Raw genomic sequence first — 13,531 nt, 5'->3', positions numbered from 1 at the left:
GAAAAGTAGGTGAATAAAGTGGGAAAATATCAATTGGATACAAAAGGTCAGATGGCTGTGTCAAAGTTTCATGAAAAACAGACACCTGCCAAATTTGATAAAAAGCAGCAGCTTGAAAAAATGCGTGCAGAGTATTTGAAAAATAAGCAAAAACAAACAGATAAATAATATGAATAAAAACATAGGAAGGCTAAAATCTCCCTATGTTTTTTATTCTAAGTACTATTTTCAATTATCCGTCATCAAAGCCAATTCCCTACTAGTATTTCAATGGAAGAATCAATAGACTAGCTGTTTGGGTATTCCAGTAAACTCCAACAGAAATTTTACTTTATTTGGTAGTTTCTTTTTTGGTTGTCGCTGCTTTTCCCGCTTTGTACATAAAGGTAAGAAACAGAAGGGTCATAACGCGTTCAATCCATGTCAATGAAAAGTTCACAAATAAAAAGGCAATGATTTCTACGATAAATGAAACGAACGTAAATGAGATCGCACCAACGAAAAATAATTTGTACCACTGGCGATACGATAAATGAATGTCCTTTTTTCGTGCAGCATACTTATACACAAGTGAAAACAAGACTGGCATCATCACCGGAATGATTAGTACAATGAACGGGATGACAATCAGTAGAAATAGCTCAGCATGATCTCCGAACCCATTTTCTAAAACCGTCCATAACGAAGTCGTATCTGATGCTATATCGAAATTCATCAAAAGCTCAAATAGACCCGCACTTAACACGGCACTTGCCAGTAAGTAGTAACCGATGATGCTTCGTTTTTTCGAATGAAGCACTTCATTGTACTTACTCGGCTGAAAGCTTGATCGCATGATTTTAAACATAATTCTCCTCCAATTTTCCAAATCATCTTTCATTATAAAGGGGAACGAGCTTTCACAAGACTAGTAATTTTTAACATATTCTTGCGTTTATGCGTTAGCCAATCATAAATGAAGCATTAGAAAATAACTGTTTTAAAAATTAATTAAACAGGGTCTGGTTTCATATTGCCCAAAAAGTGCAAAGATGGATTTGAATTTTAAGGATAATTAAACAATACAATCTGCAAATAGGCCGCTTTTTTATTTATGTAAAAAGCAGAGAATTCAATTAAGATTTTGAATAAAAGGGATCTTTACTTAGGATAAAGAAATCTTTATTTTATGTACTTATATTAAGAATTATTTTCAATTACGAGGGTTATCAATAGTTAGGCCAATTGAGTTTATGTTACAATAATGTACAGTACATAATTGTAGGGGGAATATAGCACTAATGAGTAAAAAGAAAAAATCTAATAGTAATCAAACGTTTGCTATTTCTGTATTTGTTGGAATAGTTGTTTTAGTTGGAGCATTATTTTTAGTTTCTAAATTGCAAGATAAAAAGACTGAAGAAGTATATCCAACAATTGCTGGAGTAAATCAAGTGAAAGTTGATGGGTTTGACACAAAGGATCAACCAACATTTAATAATAATGATGCAAAAGTGGAAGTAGTTGAATTTGGCGATTATAAATGTCCGATTTGTGCCCAGTGGAATAAAGTAGTTTTTCCAAAACTAAAAGCAGATTATATTGATAATGGTTTAATTAATTTTTCATTTATTAACTATCCGTTTATTTCGAAGGATTCAAATTTAGCTGCTCTTGCATCAGAAGTAGTTTATAAAACTCATAAAGATTCATTTTGGAAGTTTCAAGAGCAAATTTATTTAAAACAAGAAGATGAAACAACAACTTGGGCTACACCTGATAAATTAGCAAGCATTGCGAAATCTGTTATTCCGAATTTAGACGAAAAACAATTTAAAAAAGATTTATACAAAAAAGATGCAATGAAACAAGTTGCTAACGATGTTGCAATTGCTAACCATTATGGTGTTAACGGAACACCTACAATATTTGTAAATGGAAAAGCAGTGGACAACCCTAGCTTAGAATCAATTAAAGCAGCAATTGACGCTGAAATAAACAAATTATTAAAAAAGGTATGCGGAAGTATTCGCATACCTTTTTTTGTTTAGCGAAAACGAATTACATTTTTTTCTTTACACGTGCATCTGCTTGAGCTGAACGTTCTTGTGCCTCTATATCATCATGATCTGCTAATTCCGCTGAATACTCGACATCAAGTCCATCAGGCTTTACATTCTTATTAAAATTAGAATTGTAAGTACTTTTCTTCTCATTCAAATTAAACCCCTCCATTATACCTAATTAATTTAAATTACATATCGTGGTGACTATGTTTATTCTGTCTTGTATGATTTTGGTTCTTCACTTTATGAGAACCGCTTAATGGTTTTGGTTGTCCACTTTCATGGTCAATTGGGCTATTTCTTTTTGACGATTTGTTTGTCATTTTTGTCACCTTCCTTTACAAATAGCTTTAGTTGTATGCGAAAAAATATGCCAAAATGAAATATTTACTAATTTATATTTGAAAGCGTTTTAATCATTTTTTTCTAATAATTTTCGATAACCATTTTCCATATATATAAATAAATTAATGAAAGGGAGGTATTCTTATGATCTAATTCATCTAAAATTAATTATAAAAATTGAATGTTGAGAAAATTATTTTTCATAATAAAAAATGACAAACAATAATAAATCTAAGAAATTAATAGAGTAAAAGTTAATTTTTTTAGTTTGTCTGACTCTTTTGATGTATGAAACAAGTAATTTGACCAATACTAGTAATAGTCAAAATGAAAGAGGAGACTGATACTGATTATGCAAATACTAACAGTTTGTCTTATATATTCGGGTGTGATCGTACTCTATCTCTTGTTCAAGAAAATTCAATATAATAAGAGACAAAAAAATGTGATTAATTTTTTCCTATACTATAATCGAAGAAAAAGTAATGTTAATACAGATACGAAAAGAACAGGAGATATTATTTATTTAATGCCTCAATCAACGCTGAACAAAGGCATTTTAAGAAAGCGAAAAGATGATTTTGAGTAATGATCAAAATAATATAAAAAATAGCAAGCAATTCCTAAAAATTGCTTGCTATTTTTTTTATTGTCTTTTTTTTGTCTTTTTATTGTTTAACTTATAATCAGCTGAAAGTGGCTCTTGTGCTGTTTCTTCTTTAAAACCAGCAGCTTTCCCTTGTTCGATTGAAGCTGACATTCCGCTACCAGAAATATTTTTACGTCTAGACATGATTATTCCTCCTTATATAAGGGCATTTTCTCCAACACTTTTAAATGAATTGGTTTGAAAACTGCCTTTTATAATCAATATTCTCTCCTATATTTTTTAAAGTACCCTAAAAATTCAATGGTAAATAATGTGAGTGTCATTATTAAATTGTTTAATGTCTGTATCTTACAATAGGTGTTTTTTTCTATGATTGTAGTTGCTGGAATTTACCGGGGGTTTAAATAGGTTTTAAAAATTAACAGGAATAAAGGCCTGTCTGGGAGAAAAAAACGGAAACTTTTGGACTGTTTATTCAAACCATATTTCAATTTTATGAATAGATTGGCTTATGTGTACGATTTAATGTTTATTTAGAAGTGTTCAAAGTATGAAAGCAAGCGATGTTATTTATCGGGATAAGTCTTCCTAAGTAGGTTGGCTTTTTAAATTTTATTTAAAAGGAGAAATCATAAATGACTAATCCAACTTATCACGAAAGAAATTTATCAAATATAAATAAGCTAGCTCCAAATACAAAGCAAGCTGCTTTAAAATGGTACAATTATTGTATAAAAAACAATATCAATGTTTTAATTTACGAAACGACACGAACAAAAGAACGTCAAGAAGAACTAGTTGATAATGGCAAGTCCCAAACAAGAAAGTCATATCATCTTGTAGGTCAAGCACTAGACTTTGTTCCAATTGTAAATGGTAAAGAAGGGTGGAACTCATACGAGACTGAACCATTTAAATCGGCTATTAACTATGCTAAATCCATTGGCTTCACATGGGGTGGGGACTGGAGTGGATTTGTAGATCAGCCACATTTACAATTTGAATACAAAGGATATGGTACTGATAAAGTATTGGAAGCTAAACCTCCTGCATATCCAGGAACGCTTTTAAAAGTAGGTTCAAAAGGAAATAGTGTTAAATTAGTTCAAAAAGAATTAGGAATTACCGCAGATGGTATTTTCGGTCCAATTACAGATCGGGCAGTAAAAAATTTTCAAAAGAAAAATGGACTGACTGTAGATGGAAAAGTTGGCCCAAAAACTTGGGCAAAATTATTTGACTAAGAAAAGGTAAAACCTCATTATAAAATTTAGTTTAGATTAAAGTTAATTTACCATACAAAATTTCAAATTGTAATAACTACGTCCAAACCCTGTTTCAGTATTGTACAGGGTTTGTTTTAATTTTCGACTAATCAAAACATATTCGACTTACTTTACGATAAGGCTAAGTGAGTCTTAAACAAATGGTGTTTTAAAAAATATAAGATTGTAAAAACATCCTCCAATATGATGATTAATGGACAAAAACTTATTATTTGTGTTTGAAGCATTTCAGGAGGATACGGATGAAACGATTTAACGAAATAGACATCGCAAGGGGGGTAACTATATTTTTGGTAGTAATGGGACACACGGCTATTCCAATCTGGTTAAATAACATCTTAAGAGACTTTAGAATGCCGTTGTTTTTTTTGTATCAGGTTATCTTTTTAGTAGTCAGAGTTACTTAAAAGGTACGAGGCTTTTATGGGTCAACAAATTTTATGCTTTATTAGTACCTTACTTTACAGCAGGGATCTTATCTTATTTTTATTGGTTAATTTTAATCGCAGTAAACCCCTTAGATTATAATTTTTTATGGTATAAACCTTTTATTGGCATTTTTTATGGGAATGGAGTTAACGGATGGTTAGGTTTCAATGCACCTATATGGTTTTTAGTGTGTTTATTTTGCGTTCAATTACTCTATTGTTACACTCAAAAGGTCATTGGCGGATTTAGTGTTTACATACAAATAGGTATTTACTTAATTTTAGGGTATGTTGGCTATGCTATAAGTCGTTTTGTATTTTTACCGTGGGGATTAGATATTGCATTAGTCGCTCTTTTATTCATGCATTTTGGGAAAAAATTTAAGTATTATCAATTATTACATAAACTAAAACCATTTGGTATAGTATCAATTTTATCTCTTCTAATATTTGGAATTGCAACGTATTTCAACAATGCAGATATGAACTATAGGATTTATGATAACATTTTTGTATTTTATATAGCTGGCATTTCCGGAAGCATAGTAACACTATCGATTGCGAAATTATTGTCTAAAATGAAATTTACGACAAAGTTTTTTACCTTTTTAGGTAGAGAATCCTTAATAATTTTAATTTTCCATGGTGGGTTTGCAATTGCTACATTGAAATTTATTGATATGCTTTTTGTTAAAGGAATCATACATTGGACATTCTACTTTGCATTTGGATTAATAATTTCAATTTTACTATCGGTTTTCATTAAAAAGATCCCAATTTTATACAGATTACTTTGAATCTGTTTACGAATTTCCTGAGCACTTCTTTAACAGTAATACTCTTGGATTCAAAATAAAACGCCTTTTTCTACTTCACTGATTAGCTCAGCATATACAGCTAGTTTTAGACCCACTATGAGTTTTGTTGTCTTCGTTTTCCTATTTTCGTGTCTCTACCTAAATCAACGCTAAATCTACAAGTATTGTATCGCCAAGTTTTTTAAAAACTGCCTTTCATAACATAACTGGTACTGATGAAACACTCCAACACAATAACAATGGTCCTTACTCTTTTTCGTACTTTTTCGTTTAGTGGAGTTACAGCAATCAGTAACAGTTACTGCAACTGCAGCAAACTATACATTATCGCTTTTCATTTATGGTGTGTTCTCACAAGTGTTAACTAGTGGATCACCTTTTTGCATTAAATTCAAATGGTTACAATTGGTTCTAAAATATTACCAATTTTATCAACTGAATCTGGTATAACTCAAAAAGTATATGAAGTGGCTGTTGTTAAAACTGCATAAGATTAATAAATTTTTTAAAAAAGTGGTATCCAGCTTACAGATATAGATGATTGATTACTGGTGAACTACCAAAATTTGAGGATTTTTATGTTCGGAGCATTAATTCAGAATAGAGTAAGAATCGAAAATATATTTAAATTATAGATAATAACACTCCGTATCTTACTATAGGTACTTAGCATTATTTTTCTATGTAGATTAATGTTTTTATCCATTATCGCTACAGGGTTTTTTGTAATATAAATAATAATTTAGATTCAAAATGGAAAAAATAAACATGTTTTAAATAAGAAAATAGAGGAAGTAAGTATTATATGAAGGTACTATAATGAATCGTAAATTAAAAGTGAGTGGTTTTCAATTATTATGTATGATTTTTATGTTTATTAATGGTACATCGCCACCTATTGAAATCTATTCTTTAGCCAAGCAAGATGCATGGATGAGTTTATTATTAGGACTTACTGTGGGGTGTCTATTATTTTTTGTATATATAAAATTATATTCATTTTTTCCTGATGAACCATTTACTAAATATATACAAAATATTTTAGGTAAATATGTTGGAAAACTGTTAGCACTAATCTATATATTATATTTTATTTATATAGGTGCACGAGTTTTGCGTAATTTTGAGGAGTTAATGGTTATTACTCTTTACAATGCTTCGTCACATATTTCAATCGGAATATTAATGATGATTGTTGTCATATATGCAAGTCATAAAGGATTTGAAGTATTTGCACGTGCAAATGAATTTATTTTTTTATTTATAATGTTTATTCTTTTTATAATTATTGGATTAGAGATTATTTCCGGCTTAATCAAAATTAATAATTTAAGACCTGTATTAGAAAGTGGATGGAAACCAGTATTAAAGGCAACTCCGATATTAATTGCAAATCCTTTTGGTGAGATATTTACATTTACGATGATTTTGCCATATTTAAATAAACAAAAGAAAGTAGTAAAAGTAGGAATAACATCTTTACTATTTACTGGGCTTATTTTGACTTTATATTCAATGTTAAATACTTCCATAATGGGTGTTTCTGAAATAGAAAGAACCATATATCCGCTTCTTACAGCTGTTAGTTATATTAGTATTGCTGATTTTGTTCAAAGATTAGATACCTTTATTATCGTGATTTCGGTATGTAATTATTTCGTGAAGATTACTATATATTTCTATTGTGCGGTGTCAGGGGCAGCAGATTTATTTGGGATTAAGGAGAGTAGGCAATTAGTTTATCCTACTTCTGTAATAATGTTAGTTTGTTCAATGTGGATGACAACGAATTATGTTGCATTACGTAATGAAGCAAGTGAGGTTGTCCCCTTTTTACTACAAATTCCTTTAGAAATTATTATCCCAATTTGTTTAATACTAATAGTGCTAATAAAAAGGAAACTAAAATACCCAGCCTTATAAAAGAAAATGCCTGGATTTTGAGGTGCATACTTTACCCCCACAACTGTGATTTAATGGGAATTATGGTATTTTTTATGTGCATTGATGTTTCAAATGCAAGAAACAGAGGTGTGTAGTAAAATAGAAAATACTGGAGGGGGATTGATGAAAGAATATCTTTATATAGAAAACGAAAAAAAAGTGAAATTGAACTTTGGAATTTTAAAAAAAGACATTGTATTTACCATATCACTCATGTTAGCAATCGTAAGCTGTTTATTCCATGAACCAAAACTAGATTATATAAATTTTAAAGTATTAGTGAGTTTATTTAATCTTATGCTCGTAGTAAAGGCTTTGGAAGATCTTAAACTATTGGATAAATTCGCCATTGCTATACTGAGTAAATGTCATAATAGTAAAAGTGTTTCAGCAATCTTAATTTTATTATGCTTTTTTAGTTCCATGCTTGTTACGAATGACGTGGCATTAATAACTTTTGTACCATTAACACTTATAATTAGTAAGATTATACAAACTTCTATGTTGGATACTATTATACTAGAGACAATTGCGGCTAACATTGGAAGCAGCCTAACTCCAATGGGAAATCCACAAAATCTTTTTATATTTACTTTCTACGGAATAAGGCCTGTACAATTTTTTACAACAATTCTTCTATTAGTGGTTCTGGGAATTGTTCTGTTATTCTTTTTTAATCAAAGATTAAATAGTAAAACATTGGAAATGGAACTACCGCATATTCCAATAAAAAATAAAAAAAAGGCAACAGTATGGGGAATACTATTTGTCATCATATCTGCATCCATACTAGGGGTTCTAAGCTACAAACTTGCGTTTATCATCGCATTAGGAACCACATGTATACTTGATATAAAATTATTGAAGAAAATTGATTATTTATTGCTTATTACTTTTATATGTTTTTTTATTTTTATAGGAAACATATCGGAATTAAAGGTAGTACACACATTCGCCAGTGAAAATCTCAAAAGTCCCACATCAATCTTTTTCAGTTCCATAATTTTAAGCCAACTGATAAGCAATGTACCAGCTGCGATCTTTTTATCAAAATTCTCCATGAATTGGCAGCCTTTATTAGTAGGTGTGAATTTAGGTGGACTTGGTACAATTGTTGCTTCCCTCGCAAGTGTAATTTCATTTAAACTTTTTATTAAGAGAGATCCACAAAAAAGTAAAAAGTACCTGATCAGGTTTAGCTTTTATAACTTTTCAATTTTAGCTCTTTTAACGCTTGTTTATTATTTTACGATGAAATATCAAAATTTCTTTTAATATTGAATCTTCAAATATCGCATGTTTAGTTGGTTAAAAATAAAAAAAGAGAATCCCTTTCAGGAGGATTCTCTTTTTTCAGAGTGTTGAAATATAAAGTCGTCAATATGGAAAACGGACTTTAAGTGAACATTGAATATGACCCAATTTTACAAAATAACGATGTTAATCCACTAAGTCGAAATGGATATATTTATGGTGAAAATGACCAGTTAATATGACTGATTCAGATGGTCAAAAAGCAGCAAATGATGGCCATAGCGGATGGAAGAAAACAGTATACTTAATCGATAAGCAAATGTTATTGTTTTGAGAAGATGCATATCGAAAATATAAACCAAGCAAAACGTTGAAAAAAATAGTAACCTCACATAAGATTAGTTTCAATAGATCTAATTATGAACATAAAAAAGGAGCTCTATCAAAAATAGATCTCCTTAGAAACAGTTGATGTTCGATGAATTATATTATTTTTCTTAATTCATATAACTTTAAATTCAAAATAAAACATTATTCATATAACTTTAAATTCAAAATAAAACATTATAGGAAAAATATAGGATATAGAAAGATAAAAAATAAAAGTTATGTTCGGACTTCTCGATCTTTTCTTCTAAATCCTAATAGACCAACTAACCCTAATAATCCAAGCCATCCCCAATTATTATTATTGTCACCATCATTAATAGTATTGGCAACAGGCGTTGGATTCAATCGATTATTACTCATATTACTTGGATTGTATCGATTATTGCTCATGTTACTTATATTATTTGTATTGTTATTTCGATTATTAGTCATATTATTCGGTTTGTATTCATCCAAATTATAATTTATATCGTATCGGTTAGTAGAATTGTATTCGTCAGTATTGACGTTCATAGCTGAAACAATGTTGGTTAAAAATGGTATCGAAAATAATAAAGATAAAATAACAATCAACAGCCTTTTCAATTTGTTCACCACCTTTTACGTAGAGTAAATGCAATTATATTTTTAGATAATTGGTTTGAATAATTCGTGGGAAATTAATCCATCAAAATAATTATTAAGTATAATTTACATATTTTGTAAAATAATAGTTTTTGAACCTCAAGATGAGCATTTACATAATGGAGAAGTATTTGGATTATGGAGCGCGTTGTCAGTTGCAAAAGCAGTCCAGTATCTAATTGTAATTCAGTATTAAGAAGGTTTAGAGATCGTGGACATATTAAACAATCAAAAAAAACAAAATCCTGCAACATACTTCTCAAAAGAAAATCCAATCAAAGAAACTTCCAAAAAGATTCCTCATTATCTGGAAATATTCAATATATTTAACACATTAAAGAATTATATTAACGTGTATGATGTAGAACCGAAATTAGGCTCAAAAGGTACAGTTGAACTAGATGCATTTATGAATTTTAACAATACTCCATTTTTTGTTGAATTCGAGCTTACACATTACAGTAAAACAATTATGAATGAAAAAATAAAACGATATGAAGCTTGTTTCCATTCAAACGAATTGGTTTCGTTACCTTGGTAACCCGAACAACCATTTTTTCCATATATAGTCATTTTTTCTGAACAACATTTTGAAATTGATACTTTCCTACAAGTAATTCTATTTAAATCTGCTAACGATTAAATGAAAAATAGTGTGCTTAAGAATTAAAAAAATTCTTTTTAAATAATTGGGAGTTGTAGAGTGAAATGCCGAGATGTAGTTATAATAAATATATAAAAATAAAGACTCCTAGATAGATTTAGGAGTCTTTATAATGGTTCACGCATTTTTTAGTCTCACACCAATAAAAATCACATCTTGTTCACGACTTATAAAGACATAAATTAATTATATTGAAATAAACAATGTTATAATTGAGCAAAATATTATGAAATGAACTATTTGATTTATAAGGTCATAAGGAATACTTATTACAAATGATAAGTTACTTGTTATTTACTTATGATATACATTGTAATAATATATTATTGTAAGGTATTGAAAAGTTTGGATATAAAATATATTCAGACATTTTTTGCTTAATAGGGGGAAGAAAACATGGGGAAAAATGACATTTTCCAATCTCGTTCGACGTTTACTGCGAACGATAAAACTTATCATTATTATCGCTTAAAAGCAATTGAGGAAGCTGGAGTAGCTAAAATCGGTAAATTACCTTATTCGATTAAAGTGTTACTAGAATCAGTTCTTCGTCAAGTAGATGGAAGAGTAATTACAAAAGATCATGTTGAAAATTTAGCAAAATGGGGAACAAGCGAGCTACAAGATGTAGATGTTCCATTTAAACCTTCTCGTGTTATTTTACAAGACTTCACAGGTGTTCCAGCTGTAGTTGACTTAGCTTCATTACGTAAGGCAATGGCTGATATGGGTGGAGATCCTGAAGTAATTAATCCAGAAATTCCTGTTGATCTAGTAATTGACCACTCTGTAATGGTTGATAAAGCTGGTTCAGCGGATGCATTAGATTTTAATATGGATTTAGAATTTTCTCGTAACGAAGAGCGTTACCAATTCTTAAGCTGGGCTCAAAAAGCATTTAATAACTATCGTGCAGTTCCACCAGCAACTGGTATCGTTCACCAAGTTAACTTAGAATACTTAGCAAACGTAGTACATGCAATTGCAAATGAAGATGGTGAAGTAGTAGCATTCCCTGATACATTAGTAGGTACTGACTCACATACTACTATGATTAATGGTATTGGTGTATTAGGTTGGGGTGTAGGTGGTATTGAAGCTGAAGCAGGTATGCTTGGTCAACCATCATATTTCCCAGTTCCAGAAGTTATCGGTGTTAAATTAACTGGTGCTTTACCAAGTGGAACTACTGCAACTGATGTTGCGTTAAAAGTTACTGAAGTATTACGTAAAAAAGGTGTAGTAAATAAATTTGTTGAGTTCTTTGGACCAGGTTTACAAAGCATGCCTTTAGCAGACCGTGCTACAATTGCAAACATGGCTCCTGAATACGGTGCAACATGTGGATTCTTCCCTGTTGATGTTGAAGCACTTAACTACTTACGTTTAACAGGTCGTTCTGAAGAGCAAATTCAATTAGTAGAAGCATACTGCAAAGCTAATGATTTATTCTATACAGCTGACTTAGAAGATCCTACATTTACTGATTTAGTAGAAATCAATCTTTCAGAAATTGAATCAAATCTTTCTGGTCCAAAACGTCCACAAGATTTAATTCCATTATCTGAAATGAAAAAATCATTCCAAGCAGCAGTTTCAGCTCCAATGGGTAATGCAGGATTCGGTTTAACTGACGAAGCATTAGATAAAGAGGTAACTGTTAAATTTGAAAATGGTACTGAAACAACTTTTAAAACTGGTGCAGTTGCTATTGCAGCAATCACAAGTTGTACAAATACATCAAACCCATACGTTATGTTAGGTGCTGGTTTAGTAGCTAAAAAAGCTGTTGAAAAAGGATTAACAGTACCTGCTTATGTAAAAACATCATTAGCTCCTGGATCTAAAGTTGTTAGTGGATATTTACAAGAAGCTGGATTAATTCCTTTCTTAAATCAATTAGGATTTAACATCGTTGGTTATGGATGTACTACATGTATCGGTAACTCAGGTCCATTAGCTCCTGAAATGGAAGCAGCTATTGCTGATAATGATATGTTAGTAACATCTGTACTTTCTGGTAACCGTAACTTCGAAGGTCGTATTCATCCTCAAGTTAAAGGTAACTACTTAGCATCACCACCATTAGTAGTTGCTTACGCGTTAGCAGGTAATGTAAATATCGACTTCTCTGTTGAGCCAATCGGTCAAGATAAAGATGGAAACGATGTATTCTTAAAAGATATTTGGCCAACATCTGCAGAAGTTCAAGAAGTTGTTGCATCTACAGTTACTCCTGAATTATTCAAAAAAGAATACGAAAGAGTATTTGAAGATAACAAACGTTGGAACGAAATTCAAACAACTGATGATTCATTATATAAATGGGATAGCGAATCAACTTATATCGCAAATCCTCCATTCTTTGAAGGATTATCAAAAGAGCCAGGCGTAGTTAAACCATTAGCTGGTTTAAAAATCGTTGGTAAATTCGGTGATTCAGTAACAACTGACCACATTTCACCAGCTGGTTCAATCGGTAAAACAACTCCTGCAGGACTTTACCTACAAAGTAAAGGTGTTAAACCTGTAGACTTTAACTCTTACGGTTCTCGTCGTGGTAACCACGATGTAATGATGCGTGGTACATTCGCTAATATCCGTATCCGTAACCAAATTGCTCCAGGTACAGAAGGTGGATACACTACTTACTGGCCAACTGGCGAAGTAATGTCAATTTATGATGCAGCAATGCGTTATAAAGAAGATGGTACTGGATTAATGATTTTAGCTGGAAATGACTACGGAATGGGAAGTTCTCGTGACTGGGCTGCAAAAGGAACAAACCTGTTAGGTATAAAAACAGTTCTTGCTGAAAGCTTCGAGCGTATTCACAGAAGTAACTTAGTATTAATGGGTGTATTACCACTTCAATTTAAAGATGGTGAAAATGCTGAAACATTTGGATTAACTGGTAAAGAAGTATTTGCTGTTAATGTAGATGAGAATGTTAAACCACGTGATCTTGTAAAAGTAACTGCAACAAAAGAAGACGGCACAACTGTTGAATTTGAAGTAGTTGCTCGTTTCGACAGTGAAGTTGAAATCGACTACTACCGTCATGGTGGTATACTACAAATGGTATTACGTGATAAATTAAATAATTCTAAAGTAACTCATTAA

The 13,531-nt window shown here is 31.0% G+C and carries 12 protein-coding genes and 2 pseudogenes; 9 read left to right on the top strand and 5 right to left on the bottom strand.

Annotated features, from left to right (window positions below):
* Positions 1-18 precede the first annotated feature (18 nt).
* Positions 19-168: a hypothetical protein gene (locus MY490_RS13080; protein ID WP_091021567.1), complete on the top strand. Its 150-nt coding sequence runs from the start codon at positions 19-21 to the stop codon at positions 166-168.
* 163 nt (positions 169-331) lie between these two features.
* Here the strand turns inward: MY490_RS13080 and MY490_RS13075 are convergent, their stop codons facing one another.
* The gene (locus MY490_RS13075; protein ID WP_248266117.1) at positions 332-835 is read right to left on the bottom strand and encodes a hypothetical protein; all 504 of its coding nucleotides are present in this window, start codon (positions 833-835) and stop codon (positions 332-334) included.
* 445 nt (positions 836-1,280) lie between these two features.
* Between MY490_RS13075 and MY490_RS13070 the strand changes: the two genes are divergently transcribed.
* On the top strand, positions 1,281-2,030 hold the full coding sequence (locus tag MY490_RS13070) for a DsbA family protein (protein WP_248266116.1): 750 nt from the start codon (positions 1,281-1,283) through the stop codon (positions 2,028-2,030).
* 10 nt (positions 2,031-2,040) lie between these two features.
* On the opposite strand, the gene MY490_RS13065 is transcribed toward MY490_RS13070, so the two are convergent.
* The 3 genes from MY490_RS13065 to sspO all read right to left on the bottom strand — a co-directional run bounded on the left by MY490_RS13065 (position 2,041) and on the right by sspO (position 3,183).
* Positions 2,041-2,199: a YfhD family protein gene (locus tag MY490_RS13065; protein ID WP_248266115.1), complete on the bottom strand. Its 159-nt coding sequence runs from the start codon at positions 2,197-2,199 to the stop codon at positions 2,041-2,043.
* Between the two features lie 34 nt (positions 2,200-2,233).
* Positions 2,234-2,368, bottom strand: coding sequence for a small acid-soluble spore protein P (locus tag MY490_RS13060; RefSeq protein ID WP_432707009.1), 135 nt, complete (start codon positions 2,366-2,368; stop codon positions 2,234-2,236).
* 668 nt (positions 2,369-3,036) lie between these two features.
* Positions 3,037-3,183, bottom strand: coding sequence for a small acid-soluble spore protein SspO (gene sspO / locus MY490_RS13055; RefSeq protein WP_248266113.1), 147 nt, complete (start codon positions 3,181-3,183; stop codon positions 3,037-3,039).
* 452 nt (positions 3,184-3,635) lie between these two features.
* On the opposite strand from sspO, the pseudogene MY490_RS13050 reads away from it, so the two are divergent.
* From MY490_RS13050 to MY490_RS13035, 5 genes and pseudogenes are all read left to right on the top strand, one after another.
* Positions 3,636-4,025: pseudogene (locus tag MY490_RS13050) on the top strand (M15 family metallopeptidase); the annotation flags it as partial.
* Between the two features lie 6 nt (positions 4,026-4,031).
* Positions 4,032-4,244 carry a peptidoglycan-binding domain-containing protein gene (locus MY490_RS22245; RefSeq protein ID WP_348983797.1) on the top strand — a complete coding sequence of 71 codons (213 nt, stop codon included), beginning with the start codon at positions 4,032-4,034 and terminating at the stop codon, positions 4,242-4,244.
* 466 nt (positions 4,245-4,710) lie between these two features.
* A pseudogene (locus MY490_RS13045) lies at positions 4,711-5,511 on the top strand (acyltransferase family protein); the annotation flags it as partial.
* 840 nt (positions 5,512-6,351) lie between these two features.
* Positions 6,352-7,455, top strand: coding sequence for a GerAB/ArcD/ProY family transporter (locus MY490_RS13040; protein ID WP_248266112.1), 1,104 nt, complete (start codon positions 6,352-6,354; stop codon positions 7,453-7,455).
* Between the two features lie 144 nt (positions 7,456-7,599).
* A complete protein-coding gene (locus tag MY490_RS13035; RefSeq protein WP_248266111.1) occupies positions 7,600-8,751 on the top strand; it encodes an SLC13 family permease in 1,152 nt (383 codons plus the stop codon).
* A gap of 585 nt (positions 8,752-9,336) precedes the next feature.
* Here the strand turns inward: MY490_RS13035 and MY490_RS13030 are convergent.
* Positions 9,337-9,705: a WGxxGxxG family protein gene (locus tag MY490_RS13030; RefSeq protein WP_248266110.1), complete on the bottom strand. Its 369-nt coding sequence runs from the start codon at positions 9,703-9,705 to the stop codon at positions 9,337-9,339.
* 250 nt (positions 9,706-9,955) lie between these two features.
* Here MY490_RS13030 and MY490_RS13025 point away from each other — a divergent pair, with 250 nt between their 5' ends.
* Both MY490_RS13025 and acnA read left to right on the top strand, forming a co-directional pair.
* Positions 9,956-10,285 (top strand): hypothetical protein, encoded by a 330-nt coding sequence (locus tag MY490_RS13025; protein ID WP_248266109.1) that lies wholly within the window; start codon positions 9,956-9,958, stop codon positions 10,283-10,285.
* A 519-nt stretch (positions 10,286-10,804) separates the two neighbouring features.
* Positions 10,805-13,531 carry an aconitate hydratase AcnA gene (gene acnA, locus MY490_RS13020; protein WP_248266108.1) on the top strand — a complete coding sequence of 909 codons (2,727 nt, stop codon included), beginning with the start codon at positions 10,805-10,807 and terminating at the stop codon, positions 13,529-13,531.

Source organism: Gottfriedia acidiceleris (assembly GCF_023115465.1).
In the GTDB taxonomy this organism is placed as follows: domain Bacteria; phylum Bacillota; class Bacilli; order Bacillales; family Bacillaceae_G; genus Gottfriedia; species Gottfriedia acidiceleris_B.
This window is presented reverse-complemented; position numbering and strand designations above follow the sequence as displayed.

Bases quoted from the DNA above. Each gene is read 5' to 3' on its own strand.
- acnA (WP_248266108.1), top strand. From the start codon at position 10,805: ATGGGGAAAAATGACATTTTCCAATCTCGTTCGACGTTTACTGCGAAC.
- MY490_RS13070 (WP_248266116.1), top strand. From the start codon at position 1,281: ATGAGTAAAAAGAAAAAATCTAATAGTAATCAAACGTTTGCTATTTCT.
- sspO (WP_248266113.1), bottom strand. From the start codon at position 3,183: ATGTCTAGACGTAAAAATATTTCTGGTAGCGGAATGTCAGCTTCAATC.
- MY490_RS13035 (WP_248266111.1), top strand. From the start codon at position 7,600: ATGAAAGAATATCTTTATATAGAAAACGAAAAAAAAGTGAAATTGAAC.
- MY490_RS13060 (WP_432707009.1), bottom strand. From the start codon at position 2,368: ATGACAAACAAATCGTCAAAAAGAAATAGCCCAATTGACCATGAAAGT.
- MY490_RS13075 (WP_248266117.1), bottom strand. From the start codon at position 835: ATGCGATCAAGCTTTCAGCCGAGTAAGTACAATGAAGTGCTTCATTCG.
- MY490_RS13040 (WP_248266112.1), top strand. From the start codon at position 6,352: ATGAATCGTAAATTAAAAGTGAGTGGTTTTCAATTATTATGTATGATT.